Genomic DNA, 24,340 nt, shown 5'->3' with positions numbered 1-24,340 from the left:
CGCATGAGTAATTCGGGTTTTGGCGGCGGCGGATTTAACCGAAGCAATAATCCATTTGGTGGCAGCGGCTTTGGTGGCAACTTTCCAAATCCGTTTGCCAATCGAGGTGGTGGTCGCAGGCGAATCAGTCCGCTAACAATCACTGTAATCGTTTTATTTGTTCTTAGTACGGTTTTGATTTCCTCCAGTGGGTTTTATGCTGACTTTCTTTGGTATCGCTCAGTTGATTATGTAAATGTCTGGCAAACTACTCTATTTACTAAAATCTATTTGTTTTTAGCCTTTGGTTTAATTACAGCAGCAATTATCTCGACTAATATTTATTTTGCATTTCGCAGAAGACCAATTTATGTGCCGGTTTCAGTTGAGGCAGATAACTTAGAGAGATACCGGGCTCAACTTGAGCCAATTCGCCGCCTAGCTGGCATCGGAATATTTCTAGTAATTTTTTATTTCGCTGGCTCTTCGGGCTCTAGATTTTGGGAGCAATGGTTACTTTTTAGAAACTCAACTGAATTTGGAAAAGTAGATCCACAATTTGGTTTGGATATTTCATTTTTCGCCTTTAAATTGCCAATGTATCAAGGCCTGATTGGTTGGGCCATATCAACGATCGTGCTGGCGATTATTGCATCCGCTGCCGTGCATTACATCTACGGCGGAATTAGGCCACAAGTAAAGGAGGAGCGCACAACTGTTGCTGCCAGAGTTCAGCTTTCAATACTACTTGGCTTATTAGTTCTCCTTAAGGCGGTTGCCTATTACTTTGACCGATTTGCCTTAACGCTTAAAGAAGGAAGATTGATAACTGGTCTCACCTATTCAGATGTCAATGCGCTATTGCCGGCCAAATCAATTTTGTCGGCGATTGCGGTGATCTGTTCATTGTTATTTTTTGCAAACATTGTAAGAAGATCTTGGCTGTTACCAACTGCTGGAGTTGCTTTGATGGTAATTGCTTCAGTTTTAATTGCTGGAGTTTATCCAGCAGCAATTCAGCAATTTCAAGTCAAGCCATCAGAGTCAAGCAAGGAAGCACCTTTCATTCAACGCAATATTGAAGCCACCAGAGATGCTTTTGGCTTGACCAATGTGGAGGTTAACGATTATCAAGCAACTGTGACCACCTCAGCAGGCCAGCTGGCAAATGATGCGGCAACAATAGCCAATATAAGATTGATGGATCCAAATGTTCTTTCAGCAACATTTAGACAATTGCAACAAATTAAGCCTTACTACACATTTTCAGATTCACTTGATATTGATCGATATGTAATTGATGGTAAAGAGCGTGATGTTGTAGTTTCTATTCGAGAGCTAAATATTGCAGGAAATCCATCTCGAAATTGGATCAATGATCACTTGGTTTACACCCACGGGTTTGGAATGGTCGGTGCTTACGGAAACACTGTTGATGCAGATGGAAAACCATCATTTGTTATCGAGAATATTCCACCAACTAAAGGATTAGGTGAGTTCGAGCCTCGTGTTTACTTTGGTGAGAACGTTCCAAATTATTCCATTATTGGTGGGCCAGCTACCGATAATCCAGTTGAGCTTGATTATCCAGATGATAATTCGCCAAATGGGCAAAAGAATTACACCTACACCGGCAAAGGTGGAGTGCCGATGGGTTCATTATTCTCTCGGCTTTTGTTTGCAATTAATTACCAGGAACAAAGAATCCTGTTATCAAATTTAATTAATTCAGAGTCAAAGATACTTTTTAATAGAAATCCAAGGGAACGCGTTGCAAAAGTGGCACCTTGGCTGACTTTGGATGCAGATCCATACCCAGCGATTATCGATGGCAAGATTCTTTGGATAATTGATGGGTTTACTACTAGCGCTGGTTATCCAAACTCTCGAATTGTGAACTTGGCAAATACCGGTGATGCCCTGACCTCCACAAATAACGCATTTTCATTGAATAATCAAAACATTAATTACATTCGAAACTCAGTGAAAGCTACGGTGGATGCTTATGATGGAACGGTTTCACTATACAAATGGGATGAAAACGATCCAGTATTAGCGGCATGGAGCAAAGCTTTTCCAGGTACTTTAAAACCTAAGAGTGAGATATCAGCTGGTTTGCTCTCACATATTCGATATCCAGAGGACTTATTTAAGGTGCAGCGCGACATTCTGAGCGCTTATCACGTTAAGACCGCTGATGCATTTTATGGTGGACAGGACTTCTGGAGAGTTCCACTTGATCCATCAAGTTTTGGTGCTAACTCAGGAGTTCAACCACCTTACTACTTAACAATGCAAATTCCTGGTCAGAGTAAACCAACATTTTCTCTATACACTCCATTTGTTCCGCGGGGTGGACGTGAAAACTTAACTGCAGTTGCCGTTGTTAACTCAGATGCTGGTGATGATTACGGAAAAATTACTGTCTTACAACTACCAAGATCAACAAACGTTGCAGGCCCATCACAGGTAGCATCCAATTTTGAGGCCAAGCCAGAGGTTGCTACTTCTTTGTCACTTCTTCGCCAAGGTGGCGCTGATGTAGTGCTTGGAAACCTTTTAACACTTCCAGTTGGAAAAGGCTTGTTATATGTGCAACCGGTGTATGTAAGGGCGACTGGTAATACCGCCGCTTATCCATTGCTACAAAAAGTTTTAGTTTCATTTGGTGATCAAATTGGGTTTAGTGAGACCTTGCAAGGTGCTTTAGATCAAGTATTTGGTGGCGACTCTGGCACAACAGAATCGACCAATGATCAAAACGCACCGATAAACAGCGGGCCTGGCACAAGTCAGGCAATTAGATCAGCAATTGCATCATTGCAATCTGCTTATGCTGATCTTGAAGCAGCACAAAAACGATTAGATGGCGCAGCTGAAGACAAAGCAAGAGCACGTGTTAAAGCAGCAATTGCAGCATTAATTTCTGCACAAAATAGATAAAAATTTCATTTATTTGGGTTAATTCCTTACCTACTCTAGGATTTAACTACCGACGCGGGGTGGAGCAGCTCGGTAGCTCGCTGGGCTCATAACCCAGAGGTCGTAGGTTCAAATCCTGCCCCCGCTACCAATTTTATTTAATACGTAAACTATTTAAAACCACAAATAGTGAAGAACAAGACATCGCCGCCGCCGCATACATAGGTGACAAATTTCCACTCGCTGCAATTGGAATACCCACAACATTGTAGAAAAAGGCCCAACCAAGATTTGATTTAATAATTTTCACACTCTTTTTTGATATTGCAAGGCTATCAATCACCGCATTTAAGGATGACCTAATCAAAGTTATGTCAGCCACAGCTATTGCGGTATCTGTCCCAGAGCCCATAGCAATACTCAGATCTGCTTTTGCCAAAGCTGCTGCATCATTTATGCCATCACCAATCATTAGCACCTTGCCTTTGGCCTGTAGGTTTTCAACAAGTGCTAATTTGTCGGCTGGGGATGCGTTGGCAAAAATATGATCAGCAGGAACACCAACCTCTGTACCAATTGTAATGGCAGCCTCTTGATTGTCTCCAGTCGCTAACCAAGTATTTATTCCAAGCTTTTGTAAATGTAAAATTGCAGATTTACTCTCACTTTTTATTTCATCACCAACCTCAAATACACCGTAAGCCAAACCATCTACTGCAAGAACGGCAATTGAATTTGATCGAGCAACTCCTGAATCTATTGCTTTTTGAATTTCAGGCGAAAACGCAGTTGTGGCACGAGCAATTGAAATGGGCGTGCCAATTAAAACCGCCTTTGAGGTGGCCGAGATTGTTGACTGCACACGCCCGGCCACTCCACTACCAGGGGTATGTTCAAATTCAGATACTTTTAAAACTTTAATTCCTTGTTTTGAGAGTGCTTTTGAAATTGCTACCGCAACTGGATGAGAGTCCATGCTTTCAATACTTAACGCATAACTCATCAAATCTAATGTAGCAATTGCTGTATTTGCAGTTGTGAGTGGATTATTGATCAATGTCATTTGTTGCAAGAGCATTTGCCCAGAAGTAATTGTGCCAGTTTTATCAAAAACTGCATCTGTAATTCCGACTGACTTTTCAATTGATCTTGGTGATCTAATTACTACCCCAGAGCGAGCCGCCTTACCCCCTGCGACTAACAGCGCAATCGGAGTGGCAAGGCCAAGGGCGCATGGGCAAGCAATCACCAAGACAGCCACAGCGGTAGTGATTGATTTAGATAAATTCGCTTCATTTAAATACCACGCGAAGAAAGTTGCGATCGATAGCAAAAGAACAACTGGAACAAATACTTTACTAACCCGATCCGCTAATTGTTGGGCAGGTGCTTTTTCAGATTGAGCCGCAAGCACCATTCTTGTAATTCGCGCTAACTCTGTTTCAGATCCAACCCGAGTAGCTTTCACAATGATATTGCCATTGTTATTTATTGATCCAGCAAATACCAAACTTCCAATGGAAACCTCCATTGGTGTTACTTCACCGGTAAGAAAAGCATTATTAACCGTGGTAAATCCTGAGATTACTTGCCCATCAGTTGCAATGCGATCACCCGGCTTAACTACGAAAATATCACCTACTTGTAATTGATCGATCGGGATAATTCTGTTCTCGTTTTCAACTTTGATCTCTACTTCAGAAACTGAAAGTTTAAACAACTCCGCAAGTGATGAGCCAGCTTTATGTTTTGCTCTGTGTTCGAGGTATCGACCTAGCATTACAAAGAAAATAACGGCAGCGGAGACTTCAACATAAATATTTGGCATTTCTGAATTTGGCTGGTAATCAAAGGCAGAGTAAGCACTCCACGCAAATGAAATTAATGAACCTAACGAAACCAGAGTATCCATTGTTGGATTAAGTAGGTTCTTCATTGCGGCTCTGTGAATCGGCCAAGCAAAGATAAAAACTACCGGCAGTGAAAGTGCAATCAGTAGCCAGGTTGTTATTGGCGCCTGGGGGTAGGCAATTTCAAAAGTTGCTTTATTGCTCTGTAATAATGAATTAAAGCTATCAAGGTATTGCAGTAAGTTTTTATCAATCTGTGCGTGCCAATCATGGAACATCGAAATCAAAATCACTGGGGTGGTAAAAAGCAGTGTTAGTAAAACTCTTATTCCCAGACGATTAGATCTTTCAAAGGACTCTCGCTCACCCTTAAATGCCTTTGCGCTATAGCCAGCGGCGGTAACAGCTGAAATTAATTGTGCATCTGAAATATTGTTTGGGGCAATAATGTGGGCTGACTCCATGGCGAGATTTACAGCAGCTCTTACGCCAGGTAATTTATTAAGCGATCTCTCAATTGTGCTAACACATGAGGCGCAGGTCATTCCGGCCAAAGATAGGTCAACCTGCCTATTAGTTGCATTTTTAAGATCAACCTTCATAGCGTTCAGATTACACTTACTTTTCTTAACCGAGAGATAAAACTCTTCGCAGGCTTGCAAGCCTTGCTAGATTTTGATTGTTAAATCCAGGCCAGTGATTCAAAGCACAAGAGGATTCATTGTGCGAGCAATTCTTTTTGCAATTTGAAATTGCCTCGGTAAATTCAGGAAAGGCTGAGATAACTCTGGACGGCTTGATATGCGCAATACCAAAAGAGCGAACTCCTGGGGTGTCAATAATCCAACCGAACTCATCTGAATCAAAGGTCGAAGATAATGGCAAGGCAATAGCTCCTGAGGTGGTGTGACGACCCCTACCAGTGACCTCATTTACTGCGCCAGTCACCTGTTGTGTGGATTTAGTCTCGGACTTAATTGAATTCTTTTGTGGAGTAGATAATAAATTATTGACCAATGTGGATTTACCTACTCCAGAGTGACCTAATAGAACAGTTATCTTGCCAGCTAATTCTTTTTTGAGAGTTACAAGATTCGACGATTTATCAATCTTAAACACTGTTATTTCAAGATCTTGATAGATTTTTAGAAATTCATCTCCATCAGCTAAATCTTTTTTAGTCATAATAATTATTGGTTTTATTCCCTGATCGTATGCAACGGCTAGGGCACGGTCGACTAGACCTATTTTTGGATCAGGGTTTGCCGCTGAGATAACAATTGCCATCACATCAACATTTGAAACAATCACCCGCTCGTCATTCGCATGATCGTCAATAGTTCTAGTTAATGAGTTTTTTCTTGGTAGCACGCTAACCACTCGAGCCAAAGAGCCGTCAGAACCTGAAATGTCACCCACTACTGAGACTAGGTCTCCTACAACTACTGATTTCTTTCCCAACTCTCTTGCTTTCATTGCGGTAATTATTAATTTACCTGTCTTTGTTTGGATCAAACATTTCACTCGGCCTCGGTCAACCTCAATAATTGTTGCCGTATCGGCGTTGGCATAATCTGGTCGGTCCTTAGTTCGAGCTCTTGCCTTGTTACTTGAGCCAAATTGGCGTGACTTATTTATGCGAACATCATCTTCGTCCCAGTTACGCTTTGATCTGACCATTAAGCCCCTTTGAGCATCATCTGCCACATTCCTGGAAAATCTGGGAGGGTTTTTCTCGTGGTTTCAATATTTTCAACCGTAACTCCATCCACGGCTAAACCAATAATCGCCCCAGCAGTTGCCATTCGATGATCCTCATAGCTTTTAAAGATTTGGGAGGCAAGCATTTTTCTTGGATTAATTAATAATTCACCGGGGCCTTCAGTAACAGCTCCACCAAGATTATTTATTTCATTAGCTAACGCAGAGAGTCGATCAGTCTCATGTAAGCGTAGGTGTCCAATACCTCTTAAAGTTGAAGGCGACTTAGCTAAAGATGACAGGGCTGCAATTGCGGGTGTTAATTCACCAACATCATGTAAATCAATATCTATGCCATTAATTTCACCATTACCAGAAACCTTCAAACCACTTGATGTAAGTTCAATTCTCGCCCCCATTTTTGCAAAAATTTCACGTAACTGATCTCCAGGTTGGGTGGTTGATTTTGGCCAATCATTAATCAAAACGCTGCCACCGCAAATCATGGCGGCAGCCATGAATGGTGCGGCGTTAGATAGATCAGGTTCAATTGTTAAATCTTGACCTGAGAAGATAACTGGCTTTACTACCCACTGATTTTTGCTCAACTCTACCTGTGCACCAAACGCTTGAAGCATTTGAATTGTCATTTGAATGTGTGGCAGTGAGGGTAAATTGGGTCCGATATTTTTTATAGTAATGCCGATCTCAGTTGCTGGGGCAAGTAAAAGCAGTGCTGAAACAAACTGACTAGAAGCACTTGCATCTATCTTGACTTCACCACCTTTAACTTTCCCAGCGCCGTTGATAGTTATTGGTAATCGATATTTATTTCCGTGTTCTATGGAAACACCAAGCTGCTCCAAAGCATCTATAACTGGGGCAATTGGTCGCTCGTGTGATCGCTCGTCACCATCAAAATGAATTAATCCTGAAGCAAGGGATGCAAGCGGAGGCAAGAAGCGCATTACAGTTCCGGCATTACCAACTTCAATTTGAGCAGGTCCTACTAACTTTTGTGGTGTGATTTGATAATCAAATCCTCCATCTGTCTTAACTTCATCAATTTTGCAGCCTAAACTTCTTAATCCCTTCACCATTAAGTCGGTATCACGAGAGGAGAGAGGCTTTCTAATTCTTGATGGCGAATTAGCAAGCGCTGCTAAAATCAATGCACGGTTAGTTGCAGATTTTGAGCCAGGAATACTTAATCGAGCATCAATTGGCTTACTTGCAGGAGAGAGCCCATTTCGAAAAGGTGCGGGCCAATTTGTCATATCCACCAGTCTACCTTCCGTCTTCTGCGTAAGGTCGAGGTTTCCTGCTGCCCAGGGAGCACCTATGGGAATAAATCAACCTGAGTAGAGGTTTAATTTCTATGAACGCACTGCGTCAGCACGATGGTCGATTTAAAACTAATTTCAGTTTTTCTAAAACCCCATTCGAGGTAGCCTTAGCCCAAATGAGTAACGAAGATTTATTACCAGTTGTAGTTGACCGAAATAAAGAGAGTTTGGCGCAGCGTAAAGCTAGATTTGAAAAAGATGCTTTGGTTTTTACTTCACAGCTTTATGGTGCTGCATTGAGGTATACAAAAAATCCACACGACGCACAGGATTTAGTTCAAGATACTTACGCAAAAGCATTTACTAGTTTTCACCAATTTGAACCCGGAACTAATTTAAAAGCTTGGCTATACAGAATTCTTACCACCACGTTTATTAATAATTATCGAAAAGATCAACGCCGACCACAAATATCTGCAGGAGAGGTGGAAGATTGGCAAATTGCTGCCGCCTCCTCACACACAAGTGATCAGGGTAAATCGGCTGAGGAAGAAGTCTTAGAAAATATTGCGGACAAAGATATTAAAGATGCCCTGGCTGCTATGCCAGAGGAGTTTCGAATTGCAGTTTATCTCTCAGATGTTGAGGGGTTTTCATATAAAGAGATTGCAGAAATAACAGAGGTTCCAACTGGAACGGTGATGTCAAGGTTACATAGAGGCAGAAAATTACTGCGAACCTCTCTGGCTACATATGCCAAGGATCGCGGGTATGGAAAAGATAAAGCAGGTGATAAGAAATGAACCAGCAAAATAATTTTATCTCTTGTGATCAGGTGTTACCAAACATAGTGCTTTATATTGACCATGAGATTTTAGATAATCAGCAGTTGAATTTAGTTGAAATACATTTTGGAGAGTGTCAAGGATGTCGCAATCAAATGGAGCAAGAAAATGCAGCTATCACTTTAATGCGTAATCTTTTATGTAACGCTCTGAATGAAGAGGCACCACAAGAGCTAAACCATCGCATACATAAGCAGACTGAGGATCTCTACAATCAAATGATGCAAGCGACGGAAACTCAACCATTTACTGAAATTACCTATACCCAAACAACTTATACGGAGATTTCTGCTGATGGTGCGACACAAATAGAAATAACTAGCGAAATCCGCAGGGAGTTCCCGCAAGAGTAATTCAGTAATCACTAATCTTGTGATTATGAAGCCAGAACAAGTTATTGGTGTGATAGGTATGTCAGCCATGACTATTCGCCCTGGTGATACTTCAGTTGCACAAGGGGTTAACGATTTACCTGTTGTCGGTTCAAACCAAATACTTTCACTGATGGAGAGTGCCTGCAGCACTGCAATAATTGAATTTCTAGATTTTGGTGAAACAACGATAACTACCAATTTGGTGGTGGAAATCTTAGGTGCAGCTGGAATTGGTACAGAGATTCATGCAACCGCTAGATGCCTTGGGTTGGCTGAGAATGTTTTAAAATTCGAGGTTGAAGTTCACCAAAGTGCCAGGTTAATTGCATCAGCGTTGATAACGAGAAAGTTTGTAGAGCGTGTTTCATTCATGGCTAGAGTTGCAGCCGAAACGATGGTTGCAGAGAAGGAAAGTACTGTTAAGGACAAAAAAATCGCTAGTAGCTTAAAGTTCTAAGCCACTAGCGAAATCAGTAATTTATTTTTTAGTTGCCCAGAAAATTTCTGCTATTTCATCGATTTTACCGATTAATTTGCTGGCCACTGCCACATCATTTGTGCCTTTACTTCCACCTGCACCAGCAAGTTTTGTTGCCTCGTTAAATAGTGAGTGGAGTTGAGGATAGGTTTCAAAGTGATTTGCTTTGAAGTAGTCAGTCCACAATACCCATAAGTGATGCTTGACCAACTCTGAACGTTCTTCCTTGATTGCAACAGCGCGTGCTTTGAAATCAGGGTCACTGCTTGCGGCATATTTTTCCATACAAGCTTTTACTGATTGAGCCTCAATTTTTGCTTGTGCAGGATCATAAACACCACATGGTAGATCGCAATGTGCAAAAACTGTTTCTTTTGGTGCAATTGCTTTGATTAAAGAATTAAACATTTCTCTCCTTGGCTAATTTAAATCCAACCTGTAGTGGGAGAATACTCCCATGATTGGAATAAGTAGGGTAGTAGTTTCAGGAAACTCTATGTCACCTGCCTATAATGACGGGGATTGGTTAATTGTTCGCAAGCTAAGTGGTGTGAAACACAGATTGAGGATTGGTGGGATCTATTTACTCCAAGATCCTGCAAGGCCAGGGGTTAAGTTATTAAAGCGAGTTAAAGAAAGCAGAATGGAGCATAGTGTTATTAGGTACTGGGTTGAAGGCGATAACCCAAATAGTTCTGACTCCAGAGATTGGGGTTGGATTGATGGCGAACAATTCTTGGCAAAAGTTATTTTGCGATATAAAAAAGGGAATTAGCGGGTAAAAGCTTCAGTCATTAATGCTTTTTCTTCTTCTTCATGCAGGTGGTGATTACCAGTGGCTGGGCTGGCGGTTGCCCGACGAGACACTCGACGGAGATTTCTTCCGGAGAGCTCCTCATGAGCAATAAATGCCTCAGTTGTTGCCAGTGAAACAAATGGCCATGGCCCTTGGTTAGCCGGTTCATCTTGAACCCATAAAAGTGTTGCTTTTGGATGCTTCTTAGCCTCTGCAACAATTTCATCAATTGGAAGTGGATAAAGCTGTTCAATTCTTGCAATAGAAGTTGAAAACTCATTTAATTTTTCACGTTCAGCAAGCAAGTCGTAGTAAACCTTTCCTGATGTGAAAATTAACCTAGTTGCATTTGAAACTCTATCATCTGAAATAAATGGCTTAAATGTTCCTGTTGTGAAATCTTTTAATCCACTGGCCGCAGCTTTTAAGCGCAACATAGATTTTGGTTCAAATACTATCAACGGCCTTCTTGCAGGATTTTTCATATGCCAACGCAATAGATGGAAGTAAGAAGCAGGTGTAGAAGGTTGGGCAACAGTCATATTTTGCTCGGCGCACAAAGTTAAAAATCTTTCAATTCTTCCTGAGGAGTGGTCAGGTCCTTGACCCTCATATCCGTGTGGCAGGAGCAACACTATGGATGAACGCTCCCCCCACTTTTGCAGAGCAGATGAGATGAATTCATCGACAACTGTTTGAGCTCCATTAGCAAAATCACCAAATTGAGCCTCCCAAATTACCAATGCATCATCGCGCTCAACTGAGTAGCCATACTCAAATCCCATGACCGCATACTCTGAGAGCAGTGAGTCATAAATATGGAATTGATTTGGATCTTTTACTAGTGAGCGAAGTGGAAATAAATCTTTACCGTTCTCTTTATCAACCACAACCGCATGTCTATTACTAAATGTTCCACGTCTTACATCCTGTCCGCTCATTCTGATGGGATGTCCTTCAAGCAATAGCGAGCCAAAGGCAAGCATTTCACCCGCTGCCCAATCAACTGTTGATTCATCCAGCATTTGAGTTCGCTTGACTAACTGCGGTAGTAGTTTTGGATGGACAGTAAAGTGATCAGGAATTGCAGATTGTGTGGCAGCAATTTTCTTTAAGTCACTTTCATTAACTGCAGTAACAACGCTCTCAGGAGCTGCGACAACTGGGGCTTTCCAAGTTGGATCATTAACAGGTTCAGTATTATGGACTGCGGTAAATACACTTTCTAGTTGTTGTTGATAATCACGCAAGACCTCTTCCGCCTCTTCAACCGTGATATCGCCTCGACCAATCAACGATTCGGTATATAGCTTTCGCGTTGATCTTTTGGCATCAACTAATTTATACATCATTGGTTGGGTAAAACTTGGCTCATCACCTTCGTTATGGCCACGCCTTCTATAGCAGAGCATGTCGATCACTACATCTTTTTTAAATGCTTGGCGATACTCAAATGCCAGATGAGCCACTCGGGCACACGCCTCTGGGTCATCACCATTTACGTGAAATACCGGCGACTGGATCATTTTTGCAACATCGGTTGCATAAGTAGATGAGCGCGCTGCATGAGGTGAGGTAGTAAATCCAACTTGGTTATTTACAATGACATGAATAGTTCCGCCAGTGCGATACCCCTTTAGTAGAGATAGTGAAAGTGTTTCAGATACAACACCTTGGCCAGCAAATGCTGCATCACCATGAACTAATATTGGTAATACTGGGTATGCGCTCTGCGCATCGATAGATGTATCACCAGCTGCTGCTTTTAATTTATCTTGCTTTGCGCGAACAATTCCCTCAAGTACTGGGTTAACCGCTTCTAAATGAGATGGGTTTGCTGCCAAGTATATTTTAGTTGTTGCCCCAGATTGTGAGGTAAATAAACCCTTTGTTCCTAAATGATATTTCACATCGCCAGAGCCATGAACCTCATTATCGTGGTAATTTCCTTCAAACTCTTGAAATATTTGACCATAAGATTTTCCAGCGATATTGGCTAAAACATTAAGCCGACCTCGGTGTGGCATACCAATGCAAACCTCATCTAATTTACTCTCAGCCGCCGATGAAATAATTACATCCAGTAAAGGAATTACTGACTCTCCACCCTCTAGCGAAAATCTCTTTTGCCCAACAAATTTAGTTTGCAAGAATGACTCAAATGCCTCTGCGCTATTTAGTTTGCGCAAAATTCTAAGCTGCTCATCCCGAGGCGTTATTGGGGCTCCAACTTCGATCCGTTCTTGAATCCATTTTCGCTCCTCTGGGTTAGCGATATACATATACTCAGTGGCGATTGTTCGACAATAAGAGTCACGAAGAACGCCCAGAATCCGACGAAGCTTCATAAATGGCTTTCCACCAAATCCATCGGTGGCGAACTCGCGGTCTAAATCCCAAAGGGTTAAGCCATGATTAACAATATCTAGATCTGGATGAGATCTTTGTTTATAAACGAGGGGATCAATGTCAGCCATTAAATGACCGGTGGTGCGATAAGCATCAATCAGTTTTTGAACCCTTGCAGTTTTACTTACAGCATTATCTTTTCCAGATTGAATATCATTGACCCAACGAATTGGTACATAAGGGATTCGGAGAGCTTCAAAAATTTCATCATAGAAGTTTTCTTCACCCAATAAAATTTCATGAATTCTTCGCAGAAAATCTCCAGATTGAGCGCCTTGAATAATGCGGTGGTCATAGGTACTAGTCACAGTCACAACTTTGCTGATCCCTAAATCTGAGAGAGTCTGTTCATTTGCGCCATGAAATTCAGCTGGGTAATCAAGTGAGCCAACACCAAGAATCAAACCTTGGCCGGCGACTAAGCGTGGCACCGAGTGAACTGTGCCAATAGTTCCAGGGTTGGTTAAAGAGAGCGTTGTGCCCGCAAAATCTTCAACGGTTAATGCCCCAGCTCTGGCTTTATGGACCACCTCTTCATATGCAGACCAAAACTGCGCAAAATCTAACTTCTCACATCCTTTAATAGCTGGCACAAGTAATTGCCGTGAACCATCTGCTTTTGCAAGATCAATTGCAATTCCTAAATTAACATGTTCAGGATGCCCAATAGCTGGCTTGCCATCTAATTGGGTATAGAAGGAGTTCATCTCTGGCATTGCCCTGATCGCCTTGATCATTGCGTATCCGATTAAGTGAGTAAATGAAACTTTTCCACCACGTCCACGTTTTAAATGATTATTAATGACAGTTCGATTATCAATCAATAACTTAGCTGGCACAACGCGCACACTAGTTGCAGTAGGAACTGACAATGACCCTTCCATGGATTGAACAACTCTGGCAGCAACTCCGCGCAACGGCTCCACTCGTACACCTACTGGTGTTGTTGTGGTTGCAACGGGCTGAGTAATTGGATCAGCTGGTTTAAGAGCTGTGGTTGCCACTTTTTCTTCGACAATTTTTTCAATCACCACTGGTTTTGTAACTGGCTGCTCGACCGGTTTCATTAATTGTGATTTGGGAATTGGCGGAGAGCTAGTTTTAGTAGCACTGCTTTGAATGCCTGGTTTCCCATTTAATGTTGGTGCACCTTTAAAATCTGCGAAGAAATCCCACCAAGCTTTATCAACTGATGCTGGATCACTTTGGTAGCGCTCATACATTTCTTGGACAAGCCACTCATTAGGGCCAAAGGAGCCACCAAAGTGATTAGCGGGCGTATTCGCTCCAGCTTCGCTCACTTATTTACTCCCTATTTTGTCCAAATTAGGATTGTTGTAGCAGGTTAATCTTAACTCCCAACAGCGATCTACCAAACCTATCTAGGCATTATTGCCAAGTCAAAGTGGCCATCAGCACATAATTGAGGGTAGTAACTGGCCAAAATAAACGGCATGGTTATGCCCATGAGTGCAGAAAAAAAATGGGCGATAGTTACTGGTGGATCTAGGGGCTTGGGTTTTGAAACTGCAAAGGGATTAATTGCTGCTGGTATGCATGTTTACATAATTGGTCAAAATCCTGAGCGGGTAAAAGAAAGCGCCCAAACTTTAGGATGTGAGTATCGCAGCGTTGATGTTGCTGATAGTAAAAGGTTTCGTGAAGTACTAGCTGAGATCAATCAAGATGCAACAAACAAGGGTTTTGGTACTTTAGATATTTTAGTTTTAGCTCATGGTGTTATGAGTGAGAAGATGTCTAAGACCTTGCGAACAACTGATGAAGAGTGGCGCAGAGTGTTGGCAATTAACTTAGATGCGGTATTTACCGCAATCAATCATCTAGCACCTGCCATGACGGAGGCGCGAAAGGGGAGAGTAATTGTTTACTCTGCCTGCCTAGGAAGAATGTCAGGTCCTGGAACTCATGGTGGGCTTGCGCCGTATCGAATAAGTAAAGCTGGAGTTAATGCCTTGGTTAAGAATCTTTCTTATGAGACTGGATTAGGTGCTCGCGGATTCTTGGTTGATGCAATCTGTCCAAACCATTGTCGAACCGATATGGGAGGTCCTGACGCACCAAGGAGTGCGCAAGAGGGTGCTGAAACCGCAATTTGGCTAGCAACTAGATCCTTTGATGCTGCAGTTGATAAAACTGGTTTACTTTGGGAAGACCAACAAGTAGTTGATTGGTAATTATTCAGCGTAGCCGAGTGCGGCGGAGAACAAAGTAATTAGTGCAAGAATTGCAAGTGGAATACCAACAACAAGTAGGCTTCCAGAAATCATGTAGTAAGAAACCCCCAGTGCAATCAAATTTGCTAATACTGCAGGTGCTCTTCCAAATGAGCGCTTCTTGGCAAATCCCATTGCACTAAACCAGAGTCCTAAGCAGGCTAATAAGCCAAAAATAATTTCAGCTGATAGCGCTGCAGGCGCACTCACATCCAACACCAATGGAGCTGTCAGCAAATAGATCACCACCGCTAAAATTAATACAGCTTCAAACCTAAGCAAATATATCGCACGCTTACGGTTTGATTCGGTGGCTAGCACTCTTTTCATGATCACTGTTAAATACTACTCTGCCTAATTAGAATGGAAAAATTCCAGAAAGAAATTGATTTAGTTTTTTTCACTAATAATGGCGAAATCGACCAGTTGACCGGAGCAATGGCTCCTGAACGATTTGACCAAATCGTTAAACGAGACTTGGCAATTTCAGAGCGTAATCAATCCAACTTAAGCATGTTTTCAATTACCTTAGATCTCAAAAAATTCTTAACGCCAATGGCAGGTGCAGATTCTGCTTCAATTATCTCTGCAATAGAGGCTGAGTTGGTAAAAATTGCTTTTAGCCTGAAGGGTATATTTCGAGAATCTGATTGCATTTGTAGGGTTTCACAGTTTGGTTTTTGGATATTTGTTGTCAGCAAGAGCCAATCAGAAAGTACTCAAGCAATCGAGCGGGCAAGCAATCTTCTGCCTGAGTATTGCAATATTGCAATCTCACATCGAAGAATCGGTGAAAAACAATTAGCTTGGTATGCAAAAATAGATCTAATCCACTTTTAGGTCACTAAGAGGCTAGGAGATAAATCATTCTGTAATATTTAATGCACAGCCCTTTTTAATCACTATCCATTAATTAAATAATGGCACCATGGATAAGTTAAATAATCAACTAGACAGTTTTGGCCCATTAAAGAGTTTGATATTAGATGATGCAGTTGAAGAGATTTGGATTAATAATCCAAGCCGGATATTCATCGCAAGAGATGGTTGTAGTGAATTAACAAACCTGGTCTTAACTAAAGAAAATGTGCATGATCTAATTGAACGTCTACTTATCTGGGGAGGGCGCCGACTTGATGTAAGTAACCCATTTGTAGATGCTCGACTACCTGATGGCAGCAGATTGCATGTGGCAATACCTGAGGTGACCGCAAACCACTGGGCAGTAAATATCAGAAAGCACAATAACAAGGGCAACACTCTGGCTGATTTAGTAAAACTCAATTCGATTAATCAGGAGATATTTGATTTCCTCAATCAGTCAGTAGCAGCAGGATTAAATATATTGGTGAGCGGGGGAACTCAAACTGGAAAAACTACCTTTCTAAATGCTCTGATTACCTGTATTCCAGTTAGTGAACGAATAATCACAATTGAAGAGGTTTTTGAATTAAAACCCGAGCTACCTGATTGGATTGCGTTGCAAACTCGAACTGCAAATCTTGAGGGAGATGGCGAAATTTCATTGCGCAGATTAATAAAAGAATCTCTACGCATGCGACCCAGCAGAATTATTGTAGGTGAAGTTAGAGAGGCAGAAGCCCTAGACCTGTTAGTGGCTCTTAATTCTGGACTGCCAGGTATGGCCACACTTCACGCAAACTCTGCAAGGAGTGCTATAAGCAAATTGCAATTATTACCTCTACTTGCGGGGGAGAACATCTCGCAAAATTTTATAACCCCCACAATTGCAAACAGCATTGATTTAGTGATTCAGTGCTCACTTGATTCAGGCGGTAGGCGGCGAGTGGTTGAACTGGCAAGTGTTACTGGCCGTTCTGAAGGCGGCATTGTCGAAATGGAAACCTTGTTTAAGTGGAATAAGAGTAAATACGACAAGGGACTTGCCAATTTTCCAGCAATACTTACCAAGCGCAATAGCAGTAGCAATTGATGCAGAAATTAACAGTAATAGCACTCTTCATTTCAATATTCATTTCGATTTATTTAATTTATAGCGCTAATCAAAAGAAGAGAATTAACCTAAATAGAGCAAGTGCTTGGCCAGAGGTCCTTGATTTGATAATTGCCTCGCTACAATCAGGGGCATCAATCACTGAAAGTCTGGCTCAGTTAGGCAGAATTGGCCCAAATGTAATTCGCGCCGATTTTCAGAAATTTTCAGAAACTATCTCTATGGGTGATAATTTTGAATCAGCGCTGGGTAAGTTAAAAGAAACCTTTGCCGATCCGATATCAGATCAATTGTTTGAATCTTTATATTTCGCTGCCAAATTTGGTAGCAAAAATACCATCAAAATTCTGCGAGAATTATCTGAGTATGTATCTTCAGATTTAGCACTCCGGGCTGAGATTAATACCAGGTTTGGCTGGGTTAGGAACTCTGCGAACTTAGCTGCGTTTGCACCCTGGATCCTATTGTTAATTTTGCGAACTCAGGAAAATGCCAGAGTTGCTTACGAGCAATCTTTTGGACAAGTAATCATGATTGTTGGCGTAATCGCAACCTTACTTGCGTATTTATGGATGAATAAAATAGCAAGATTACCCAAGCCGAAGCGGTTGTTTACCCTTGCAATGGTTGATAAATGAGCAATACCAAAATATATATTTTATTACTGATTGCCCCTGCTGTCATATTTTCAATCAGAATTATTCTAATTGAAGTAGCTAATATTATTTCTGTTTCAAATTATGCATTCACCTTAAGTTGGCTTAAAAACCTAATTGGAACTCTCACTGGCAGCCAAGTAAAGCAAAATGAAATCAATGAGGAATTGGTAAATATCTTGCAAATGCTCTCCATTATGATTTCAGCTGGTGAAAGTCCAATGATGGCCATGCGGTATGTATCAAGGCGCGCAAAGGGTTATTTACCAGAGTTGATCAATTTAAGTTTTCAAAAATATGCAACTGGAAACAACCTTGCTCAAACCATGGAATTTATTGCTGCAGCAACCGGCTCGACTCAGGTACGGCGACTTACTAACTCTATTCAAATTGCAAGTGAGCGGGGTACTCCAATACTGGAGGTCCTCAATAATCAGGTGCAATCTCTGAATAAGCAGATAAATCTTTCGCTCTTAAAAAAATCTGGTAAGAGCGAAATAGCCTTATTGATCCCAGTGGTCTTTTTAATCCTGCCAATATCAATAAGTTTTGCTATTTGGCCCTCTATCTATGGCTTAAACCAAGCGGGGTTTTAACTCCAAAGGTTAGACTTACTGCCATGTCAAAAGTTCTTTCATCCCTACCAGTTGGTCAAAAAGTTGGTATTGCATTTAGTGGTGGATTAGACACCTCGGTAGCAGTTGCATGGATGAAAAGCAAAGGTGCAACTCCTTGCACCTACACCGCAGATCTTGGTCAGTACGATGAAAAAAACATTGAAACTGTGCCAAACCGTGCAAAAGAGTATGGCGCAGAGATCGCTCGCCTTGTTGATTGTAAGAGTGCGTTAGTTGAAGAAGGATTGGCAGCACTTGCCTGCGGTGCTTTTCATATAACAACCGCTGGCAGGGCTTATTTTAATACCACACCCCTTGGCAGAGCAGTTACTGGCACATTATTAGTACGAGCAATGCTTGCAGATAATGTTTTAATTTGGGGAGATGGTTCTACCTATAAAGGCAATGACATTGAACGTTTTTATCGTTACGGATTATTAGCTAATCCAAAACTTAAGATTTATAAGCCATGGCTTGATAAAGACTTTGTTGCCGAACTTGGTGGTCGCAAAGAGATGTCAAATTGGCTAGCAGATCACAAGCTGCCATATAAGGACGCCACAGAAAAGGCATACAGTACCGATGCAAATATTTTGGGTGCTACCCATGAAGCAAAATTACTTGAGAATCTAGATTCCAGTATTGAAATTGTTGAGCCGATTATGGGAGTTAAGTTTTGGGATCAAGGCGTGAAGATTGACAGCGAGGATGTGTCAGTTGAATTTGTTCAGGGCCGACCAGTTTCAATAAATAAAAAAATTATCAAAGATCCAGTTGCTTTGATCAAAGAAGTAAATGCAATCGGAGGCCGTCATGGTCTTGGTATGAGTGATCAAATTGAGAATCGAATTATTGAGGCAAAGAGCCGTGGTATTTATGAAGCACCAGGAATGGCGCTGTTATTTATTGCCTATGAGAGATTAGTTAGTGCCATTCATAACGAGGACACTATCGCCACCTACCATGAGCAGGGCCGCAAATTAGGAAGATTATTGTATGAGGGGCGTTGGTTTGATCCCCAAGCTCTAATGCTTCGTCAATCCTTAACTAGCTGGATAGCATCAACAATTACTGGTTCGGTCACAATTAGATTGCGTCGTGGGGATGATTACTCAATTATTAATACCAAGGGTGAAAACTTTTCATACTCACCTGAGAAGTTATCTATGGAGAAAACCCAGGACGCAGCTTTTGGGCCAGCCGATCGAATCGGACAATTGACCATGCGAAATCTTGATATTGAAGATACTAGAAGCAAATTAGAGTTGTATGCATCACAGGGACAACTTAGTAGCGCTGACTTTGATCTCATAAAAGAAATAGGCAACGATAACAAGTAGCCAGTTTGTAAAGTAGTATCAGCCTTGATGTTTCCGGGGGTCGGTGTAATTCCGAACCGGCGGTTAAAGTCCGCGACCCAAATGAAATTCATTTGGTTGACTTGGTGAAACTCCGAGACCGACAGTTAAAGTCTGGATAAAGGAACATCTAGGAGATAACGCATGTCCATTTTAGAATGGCTGTTTGAAGCACAAATCCAATTCGGAAGTAAATCAATTACCTACCGCGAAATAATTGGTGGGTTATTGGGTCTTTCAAGTGCAGTTCTAGGATTGAAACGAAAGGTACTTGCTTGGCCAGTTGGAATTACTGGGGATGCATTACTTTTTACCGTATTTCTTGGTGCGGTATTTTCATTTGGCGCCGATGGTGATGAAAAGACTTTTTATGGCCAAGCTGGCCGTAATCTGCTTTTAATCTTTGTCAGTATTTATGGTTGGGTTCGCTGGAATCAACATCGTAAATCTGGCGCGCCAGGCACACCACCCGTAATCCCGCGTTGGACGACCACCAAAGAAAAAATGGTGTTAGTGCCAGCGATCATTATCTTTTACACCCTGGCTTATCAATTGTTTAAGTCTTTGGGTCAAACCGGTACCTGGTTAGCAGTTGATACTTGGATCTTCACCGGAACCGCACTCGCTACCTTTGGTATGAGCCGTGGTTATGTTGAGTTTTGGCTAGTTTGGGTTGCAGTTGATTTAGTTGGCGTGCCATTTGCTTTCAGTAATGGTTACTACCCAACAGGAACCTTGTATGCAATTTACTTACCTTTTGTTATCTGGGGCTTTATTTCATGGCTTAAGATTTCAAAGCGCGAAAAGGTAAATTCTTAAAAAATTATTTAAAAAAGGGCTGAGATTATTTCTCCGCCCTTTTTTAAGTCTGTTGTAACTCCTCGGGAGTTCCGTGCACGCCCTTTAGATCTCCACTGAGTTTGTAGCCAATTCCATCGCGCTGTGCTGGCCTTTTTGCTTTGTTCCAGTCAGGGGGCACAACACCCAGAACACCCTTTTGAAAATCATCAAATGCTTTTAAAACTTCAGATTTGGTGTTCATAACAAATGGACCCATCCAAGCAACTGGCTCTCTGATTGGTAGTCCACCTAATATTAAAACATCCATAGTAGGTGCTCGAGATTCTTGATTTAAATCAGCAGTAATAACTATTTGATCACCATCTCGATAAGTAACAAGTTGACCAGTTTTAATCGCATGCTTTTCATCACCAACAGTTCCAAATCCATTCAATACATAAGCTAATGCATTGTAAGAAGGATTCCACGGGATTCTTAATTCAGCGCCTGGTTGCAAAGTTGCGTGCACTAAAGTGATGGGAGTTTGCGTTGCGCCAGGACCCTTATGCCCTGCAACTTCGCCAGCAATAACTCTAAGAAGTGCGCCACCATCACTTGAAGACAACAATGCAACATCAGATGCTCGTAAATCCTGATAAGCAGGAGGAGACCATTTTTTATCCGCCGGTAGGTTAACCCAAAGTTGAAAGCCATGAAATAAACCGCCACTAACAACTAAATGCTCTGGCGGAGTTTCAATATGTAAAATACCGGCCCCTGCAGTCATCCATTGAGTATCACCGTTAGAAATAGTTCCGCCCCCGCCATGATTATCGTAATGATCAAAGATGCCATCAATAATGTATGTGACAGTTTCAAACCCGCGATGTGGATGCCACGGTGTACCTTTTGGTTCACCGGGTGCGTACTCAACCTCGCCCATTTGATCTAAATGAATAAATGGATCTAAATCTGCTAAATCAACTCCTGCAAATGCGCGGCGAACTGGAAAGCCCTCACCCTCGTGGCCTTGTGGGGCGGTGGTAATACTTTTAACTCTTCTAGATGGAATCGATGCATCACCCGCAACCCTTGGTAGAACAGTTATATCTTTAACAGTTACTGCTGGCAACGTATCTCCAATGATTATTAGTGTTAGTAAATACTACAACTAATTGACTACTTAATATATTTCCTATAACGCCTTTAATGCACTAACTACCTTTGTTAGCGAATCCTTCGCGTCACCAAACAACAGTGTGGTCTTCGCCTCATAAAGCAGTTCATTTTCAATGCCAGCAAAGCCGGGCCGCATTGATCTTTTCAGAAATATCACATTGCCAGCTAACGCCACATCTAATATTGGCATGCCATAGATGGGACAACCTGGGGTGGTCTTTGCTGCTGGATTAACCACATCATTTGCACCAACTACTAAGACAACATCAGTTTGTGGGAAAGTTGGATTAATCTCCTCCATCTCAACTAATTGCTCATAAGGAACATTTGCTTCAGCTAGCAACACATTCATGTGTCCTGGCATACGACCTGCAACTGGGTGAATTCCATAAGCTACTTCAACACCTTTTGATGCTAATAGATCTGCCAACTCTCTAACTGTGTGCTGGGCTTGAGCGACCGCTAAACCAAAGCCGGGAACTATTACTACTCTTTGGGCGTAATTGAGAAGTATTGCAACATCATCGGCAGAACCTGATTTTACTGGGCGAGTATCTGATGTGCTCGATCCAATCTGCGCTTTGGCAGTAAAGGCACCGAACAAGGTGCCGAAGAGTGATCGCCCCATTGCTTGCGCCATTAACTTAGTCAATATAGTTCCAGAGGCGCCAACTAATGTTCCAGCAACTATTAACAAGGTTGTTTGCAGCACATAACCTGAGGCGGCAACAGTTAATCCAGTAAATGCATTAAGTAGTGAGATAACAATTGGAACATCTGCACCCCCGACTGGAAGCACAAATAGAACACCAAACAGCAATGATAAGAGCCCATTTACTAGAAGTGGGGTAGTCCCACCGGATGAGATAACCCAACCACCACTGACTAATACGCCAATCAATGTCAACGCAATTATTTGACGGCCAAATGGAAACACCACAGGTCTGGTAGTCATTAACTCTTGCAATTTAAGGAAGGTAATAATTGAGCCTGAAAATGAGACGCAACCAACAATCACTGTAAAGACGGTAGCAACTACCACCGCTACCGTTGCCTCATCCCCAAGCTTTAAATACTCAACAATTGCAACTAGCGCAGCAGCCCCACCACCAACACCATTAAATAGCGCTACTAGTTGTGGCATTTGGGTCATCTGCACCTTACGAGCAGCTGGTACACCCACTAAAGTTCCAAAGGCAATTGCTGCCAAAATTAAAGTTTGATTGTGTAGCGGTTTTCCGCCATTTGCATAAAAGAAAACTATTACCGTCGCCACAGTTGCACCAACTGCGCCGATCAAGTTGCCCCGACGTGCTGATTTTGGAGATGAAAGTCCTTTTAGCGCCAAAATAAAACAAATACCAGCAGCTAAGCCAATTAGATCATAGAGATCACGACTCATTTGTCATCTCCAGAATCTTTTTTAGATTTTGGCTTTCCCTTAAACATCTGCAACATTCGATCGGTAACTACAAAACCACCAACCATGTTTATAGTTGCAAGCACTACCGCAGCAAGTGCTAACCCAAGTTCGAGATTTGTTTTAGCATGATCTGCTACAACAATGGCGCCAACTAAAATAACACCATGAATAGCATTAGCACCACTCATCAATGGGGTATGTAGAGTTGTCGATACCTTTGAAACGACTTCAAACCCAACAAATATAGATAAAAGAAATATTGCAAGCAATGCAATCTCATTACTCATTAATTCAGTGACCATTACTTGCCCTTCTCTCGCTTGGCACCATTGTGAGTTAAGGTGGCTGAATCAATAATTTCATCTGAAAAATCTGGCTCAATCACACCATTTGGCTTGCCGTCAACAGTTTTGCTCATTAGCAAAAGTAGATTAACTACATTTCGTGAGAACAACATAGATGCATGAAATGGTAATTGACTTGGAACATCTTTTCCACCCCAGATTTTTACACCATTTGAGTTAGTAATTATTTCACCGGCAACTGATCCTTCAACATTTCCACCGCTTTCAGCTGCTAAATCAACTACAACTGATCCGGGGGCCATTTGTGAAACCATCTGGGCTGTCACCAATCTTGGCGCAGTGCGGCCAGGAACAGCAGCGGTAGTAATCAATACATCCGCAGCTGCAATGTAAGGAGTAAGCAAATCGCGCTGTTTATTTGCACGCTCCTCTGTCATCTCTCTGGCGTATCCACCCGCGCCCTCTAAAGCTTCAAGCTCTAGAGTTATAAATTTTGCACCCATTGATTTGACCTCATCAGCTGAAGCGGGTCTGACATCATATGCAGAGACAACCGCGCCTAATCGCTTTGCAGTTGCAATCGCTTGTAATCCGGCAACACCAGCACCCAACACAACTACTTTTGCTGGAGTGACGGTGCCTGCCGCTGTCATTAACAGTGGAAAAAATTTAGGAGATAACTCAGCAGCCACTAATGCGGCTTTATATCCAGCACATAATGCTTGTGATGTCAGAGCATCCATAGATTGTGCGCGAGAAATTCTGGGCACCATCTCAAGTGATATGGCAGTAACCCCAGCTAAAACTGCGGCCTCAATTGAGTCTGCAGCGGTGGTGGCGGCGAGAAATGAGATTGTAATACAACCCTTTTTCAAGGTTTTTATCTGAGCCGGTGTTAATGGTTGAACGGAGAGAACTACATCAGCATTTACTAGCACATCACCATTTTTTACCAGCGCCCCAGCATCAGTAAATTGTTTATCAGAGTACTCAGATGCCAAGCCAGCATTAGATTCAATAACGACCTCAAGGCCAGCTTTGGTTAATTTAGAAATAATATCTGGCACGAGTGCAACTCGTTTTTCACCAGCTTTGATCTCTTTGGCAACTGCTACACGCATTTTCTAACCCTACCCAGCCTTTCCTAGTTTTGTCGCTTAAATTTAAAATACT

The 24,340-nt window shown here is 42.0% G+C and carries 22 protein-coding genes, 1 tRNA gene and 1 riboswitch; of the genes, 13 read left to right on the top strand and 10 right to left on the bottom strand.

Annotated elements, in window-relative coordinates:
• Positions 1–3 precede the first annotated feature (3 nt).
• Positions 4–2,922 (top strand): UPF0182 family membrane protein, encoded by a 2,919-nt coding sequence (locus tag B1s21160_RS05145; protein ID WP_041887730.1) that lies wholly within the window; start codon positions 4–6, stop codon positions 2,920–2,922.
• A gap of 53 nt (positions 2,923–2,975) precedes the next feature.
• Positions 2,976–3,052, top strand: a tRNA-Met gene (locus B1s21160_RS05140).
• Positions 3,053–3,055: 3 nt separating this feature from the next.
• On the opposite strand, the gene B1s21160_RS05135 is transcribed toward B1s21160_RS05140, so the two are convergent.
• From B1s21160_RS05135 to aroA, 3 genes are read right to left on the bottom strand one after another with little or no spacing between them, the layout of a single operon-like run.
• The gene (locus B1s21160_RS05135; RefSeq protein ID WP_095672666.1) at positions 3,056–5,353 is read right to left on the bottom strand and encodes a heavy metal translocating P-type ATPase; all 2,298 of its coding nucleotides are present in this window, start codon (positions 5,351–5,353) and stop codon (positions 3,056–3,058) included.
• A gap of 25 nt (positions 5,354–5,378) precedes the next feature.
• Complete coding sequence (gene rsgA / locus B1s21160_RS05130; protein WP_095672665.1) at positions 5,379–6,431, bottom strand: ribosome small subunit-dependent GTPase A; 1,053 nt, start codon at positions 6,429–6,431, stop codon at positions 5,379–5,381.
• Positions 6,431–7,729, bottom strand: a complete 1,299-nt coding sequence (aroA, locus tag B1s21160_RS05125) for a 3-phosphoshikimate 1-carboxyvinyltransferase (protein WP_095672664.1) — start codon at positions 7,727–7,729, stop codon at positions 6,431–6,433. Before aroA ends, rsgA begins: the two co-directional genes overlap by 1 nt.
• A 185-nt stretch (positions 7,730–7,914) precedes the next feature.
• On the opposite strand from aroA, the gene B1s21160_RS05120 reads away from it, so the two are divergent.
• From B1s21160_RS05120 to B1s21160_RS05110, 3 genes are read left to right on the top strand one after another with little or no spacing between them, the layout of a single operon-like run.
• Positions 7,915–8,541 carry a sigma-70 family RNA polymerase sigma factor gene (locus B1s21160_RS05120; RefSeq protein WP_095672916.1) on the top strand — a complete coding sequence of 209 codons (627 nt, stop codon included), beginning with the start codon at positions 7,915–7,917 and terminating at the stop codon, positions 8,539–8,541.
• On the top strand, positions 8,538–8,936 hold the full coding sequence (locus B1s21160_RS05115) for a zf-HC2 domain-containing protein (protein ID WP_095672663.1): 399 nt from the start codon (positions 8,538–8,540) through the stop codon (positions 8,934–8,936). The genes B1s21160_RS05120 and B1s21160_RS05115 overlap by 4 nt, the downstream gene beginning before the upstream one ends.
• Positions 8,937–8,961: 25 nt before the next feature.
• On the top strand, positions 8,962–9,414 hold the full coding sequence (locus tag B1s21160_RS05110; protein ID WP_095672662.1) for a thioesterase family protein: 453 nt from the start codon (positions 8,962–8,964) through the stop codon (positions 9,412–9,414).
• Between the two features lie 21 nt (positions 9,415–9,435).
• Here the strand turns inward: B1s21160_RS05110 and sodN are convergent, their stop codons facing one another.
• Positions 9,436–9,843 carry a superoxide dismutase, Ni gene (gene sodN, locus B1s21160_RS05105; protein ID WP_095672661.1) on the bottom strand — a complete coding sequence of 136 codons (408 nt, stop codon included), beginning with the start codon at positions 9,841–9,843 and terminating at the stop codon, positions 9,436–9,438.
• A 49-nt stretch (positions 9,844–9,892) separates the two neighbouring features.
• Between sodN and B1s21160_RS05100 the strand changes: the two genes are divergently transcribed.
• Positions 9,893–10,210: a S26 family signal peptidase gene (locus tag B1s21160_RS05100; RefSeq protein WP_095672660.1), complete on the top strand. Its 318-nt coding sequence runs from the start codon at positions 9,893–9,895 to the stop codon at positions 10,208–10,210.
• Here the strand turns inward: B1s21160_RS05100 and B1s21160_RS05095 are convergent.
• On the bottom strand, positions 10,207–13,941 hold the full coding sequence (locus B1s21160_RS05095; RefSeq protein WP_095672659.1) for a multifunctional oxoglutarate decarboxylase/oxoglutarate dehydrogenase thiamine pyrophosphate-binding subunit/dihydrolipoyllysine-residue succinyltransferase subunit: 3,735 nt from the start codon (positions 13,939–13,941) through the stop codon (positions 10,207–10,209). The genes B1s21160_RS05100 and B1s21160_RS05095 overlap by 4 nt on opposite strands.
• 165 nt (positions 13,942–14,106) lie before the next feature.
• On the opposite strand from B1s21160_RS05095, the gene B1s21160_RS05090 reads away from it, so the two are divergent.
• The gene (locus B1s21160_RS05090) at positions 14,107–14,835 is read left to right on the top strand and encodes an SDR family NAD(P)-dependent oxidoreductase (protein WP_095672658.1); all 729 of its coding nucleotides are present in this window, start codon (positions 14,107–14,109) and stop codon (positions 14,833–14,835) included.
• Here B1s21160_RS05090 and B1s21160_RS05085 read toward each other — a convergent pair whose 3' ends face one another.
• On the bottom strand, positions 14,836–15,204 hold the full coding sequence (locus B1s21160_RS05085) for a hypothetical protein (RefSeq protein WP_223297940.1): 369 nt from the start codon (positions 15,202–15,204) through the stop codon (positions 14,836–14,838).
• Positions 15,205–15,237: 33 nt separating this feature from the next.
• Between B1s21160_RS05085 and B1s21160_RS05080 the strand changes: the two genes are divergently transcribed.
• From B1s21160_RS05080 to pnuC, 6 genes are all read left to right on the top strand, one after another.
• The gene (locus B1s21160_RS05080) at positions 15,238–15,714 is read left to right on the top strand and encodes a hypothetical protein (RefSeq protein WP_041888018.1); all 477 of its coding nucleotides are present in this window, start codon (positions 15,238–15,240) and stop codon (positions 15,712–15,714) included.
• Between the two features lie 88 nt (positions 15,715–15,802).
• Positions 15,803–16,828, top strand: coding sequence for a TadA family conjugal transfer-associated ATPase (locus B1s21160_RS05075; RefSeq protein ID WP_041888019.1), 1,026 nt, complete (start codon positions 15,803–15,805; stop codon positions 16,826–16,828).
• On the top strand, positions 16,828–17,487 hold the full coding sequence (locus B1s21160_RS05070) for a type II secretion system F family protein (RefSeq protein WP_095672656.1): 660 nt from the start codon (positions 16,828–16,830) through the stop codon (positions 17,485–17,487). Before B1s21160_RS05075 ends, B1s21160_RS05070 begins: the two co-directional genes overlap by 1 nt.
• Positions 17,484–18,101 (top strand): type II secretion system F family protein, encoded by a 618-nt coding sequence (locus B1s21160_RS05065; RefSeq protein WP_041888022.1) that lies wholly within the window; start codon positions 17,484–17,486, stop codon positions 18,099–18,101. Before B1s21160_RS05070 ends, B1s21160_RS05065 begins: the two co-directional genes overlap by 4 nt.
• A 23-nt stretch (positions 18,102–18,124) precedes the next feature.
• A complete protein-coding gene (gene argG / locus B1s21160_RS05060; RefSeq protein ID WP_095672655.1) occupies positions 18,125–19,462 on the top strand; it encodes an argininosuccinate synthase in 1,338 nt (445 codons plus the stop codon).
• 24 nt (positions 19,463–19,486) lie between these two features.
• Positions 19,487–19,613: riboswitch (FMN riboswitch) on the top strand.
• Positions 19,614–19,624: 11 nt separating this feature from the next.
• Positions 19,625–20,299, top strand: a complete 675-nt coding sequence (gene pnuC, locus B1s21160_RS05055) for a nicotinamide riboside transporter PnuC (protein WP_095672654.1) — start codon at positions 19,625–19,627, stop codon at positions 20,297–20,299.
• A gap of 43 nt (positions 20,300–20,342) precedes the next feature.
• On the opposite strand, the gene B1s21160_RS05050 is transcribed toward pnuC, so the two are convergent.
• From B1s21160_RS05050 to B1s21160_RS05035, 4 genes are all read right to left on the bottom strand, one after another.
• Positions 20,343–21,392 (bottom strand): pirin family protein, encoded by a 1,050-nt coding sequence (locus B1s21160_RS05050; protein ID WP_041888026.1) that lies wholly within the window; start codon positions 21,390–21,392, stop codon positions 20,343–20,345.
• Between the two features lie 63 nt (positions 21,393–21,455).
• Positions 21,456–22,841, bottom strand: coding sequence for an NAD(P)(+) transhydrogenase (Re/Si-specific) subunit beta (locus tag B1s21160_RS05045; RefSeq protein WP_041888028.1), 1,386 nt, complete (start codon positions 22,839–22,841; stop codon positions 21,456–21,458).
• Positions 22,838–23,164 carry an NAD(P) transhydrogenase subunit alpha part 2 gene (locus tag B1s21160_RS05040; protein WP_041888030.1) on the bottom strand — a complete coding sequence of 109 codons (327 nt, stop codon included), beginning with the start codon at positions 23,162–23,164 and terminating at the stop codon, positions 22,838–22,840. The genes B1s21160_RS05045 and B1s21160_RS05040 overlap by 4 nt, the downstream gene beginning before the upstream one ends.
• Entirely contained in the window at positions 23,164–24,288 is a 1,125-nt protein-coding gene (locus B1s21160_RS05035; RefSeq protein WP_095672653.1) for an NAD(P) transhydrogenase subunit alpha, read from the bottom strand. Before B1s21160_RS05035 ends, B1s21160_RS05040 begins: the two co-directional genes overlap by 1 nt.
• Positions 24,289–24,340: the final 52 nt, after the last annotated feature.

It is taken from the genome of Candidatus Nanopelagicus hibericus, assembly GCF_002288005.1.
In the GTDB taxonomy this organism is placed as follows: Bacteria; Actinomycetota; Actinomycetes; order Nanopelagicales; family Nanopelagicaceae; genus Nanopelagicus; species Nanopelagicus hibericus.
The sequence above is the reverse complement of the archived record's forward strand: the minus strand, read 5'-3'. Positions and strand labels throughout refer to the sequence as shown.

Excerpts from the sequence above, each read along its gene's own strand:
- B1s21160_RS05145 (WP_041887730.1), top strand. The coding sequence starts at position 4 with ATGAGTAATTCGGGTTTTGGCGGCGGCGGATTTAACCGAAGCAATAAT.
- B1s21160_RS05135 (WP_095672666.1), bottom strand. The coding sequence starts at position 5,353 with ATGAAGGTTGATCTTAAAAATGCAACTAATAGGCAGGTTGACCTATCT.
- rsgA (WP_095672665.1), bottom strand. The coding sequence starts at position 6,431 with ATGGTCAGATCAAAGCGTAACTGGGACGAAGATGATGTTCGCATAAAT.
- aroA (WP_095672664.1), bottom strand. The coding sequence starts at position 7,729 with ATGACAAATTGGCCCGCACCTTTTCGAAATGGGCTCTCTCCTGCAAGT.
- B1s21160_RS05120 (WP_095672916.1), top strand. The coding sequence starts at position 7,915 with ATGAGTAACGAAGATTTATTACCAGTTGTAGTTGACCGAAATAAAGAG.
- B1s21160_RS05115 (WP_095672663.1), top strand. The coding sequence starts at position 8,538 with ATGAACCAGCAAAATAATTTTATCTCTTGTGATCAGGTGTTACCAAAC.
- B1s21160_RS05110 (WP_095672662.1), top strand. The coding sequence starts at position 8,962 with ATGAAGCCAGAACAAGTTATTGGTGTGATAGGTATGTCAGCCATGACT.
- sodN (WP_095672661.1), bottom strand. The coding sequence starts at position 9,843 with ATGTTTAATTCTTTAATCAAAGCAATTGCACCAAAAGAAACAGTTTTT.
- B1s21160_RS05100 (WP_095672660.1), top strand. The coding sequence starts at position 9,893 with ATGATTGGAATAAGTAGGGTAGTAGTTTCAGGAAACTCTATGTCACCT.
- B1s21160_RS05090 (WP_095672658.1), top strand. The coding sequence starts at position 14,107 with ATGAGTGCAGAAAAAAAATGGGCGATAGTTACTGGTGGATCTAGGGGC.
- B1s21160_RS05085 (WP_223297940.1), bottom strand. The coding sequence starts at position 15,204 with ATGAAAAGAGTGCTAGCCACCGAATCAAACCGTAAGCGTGCGATATAT.
- B1s21160_RS05080 (WP_041888018.1), top strand. The coding sequence starts at position 15,238 with ATGGAAAAATTCCAGAAAGAAATTGATTTAGTTTTTTTCACTAATAAT.
- B1s21160_RS05075 (WP_041888019.1), top strand. The coding sequence starts at position 15,803 with ATGGATAAGTTAAATAATCAACTAGACAGTTTTGGCCCATTAAAGAGT.
- B1s21160_RS05070 (WP_095672656.1), top strand. The coding sequence starts at position 16,828 with ATGCAGAAATTAACAGTAATAGCACTCTTCATTTCAATATTCATTTCG.
- B1s21160_RS05065 (WP_041888022.1), top strand. The coding sequence starts at position 17,484 with ATGAGCAATACCAAAATATATATTTTATTACTGATTGCCCCTGCTGTC.
- argG (WP_095672655.1), top strand. The coding sequence starts at position 18,125 with ATGTCAAAAGTTCTTTCATCCCTACCAGTTGGTCAAAAAGTTGGTATT.
- pnuC (WP_095672654.1), top strand. The coding sequence starts at position 19,625 with ATGTCCATTTTAGAATGGCTGTTTGAAGCACAAATCCAATTCGGAAGT.
- B1s21160_RS05045 (WP_041888028.1), bottom strand. The coding sequence starts at position 22,841 with ATGAGTCGTGATCTCTATGATCTAATTGGCTTAGCTGCTGGTATTTGT.
- B1s21160_RS05040 (WP_041888030.1), bottom strand. The coding sequence starts at position 23,164 with ATGGTCACTGAATTAATGAGTAATGAGATTGCATTGCTTGCAATATTT.
- B1s21160_RS05035 (WP_095672653.1), bottom strand. The coding sequence starts at position 24,288 with ATGCGTGTAGCAGTTGCCAAAGAGATCAAAGCTGGTGAAAAACGAGTT.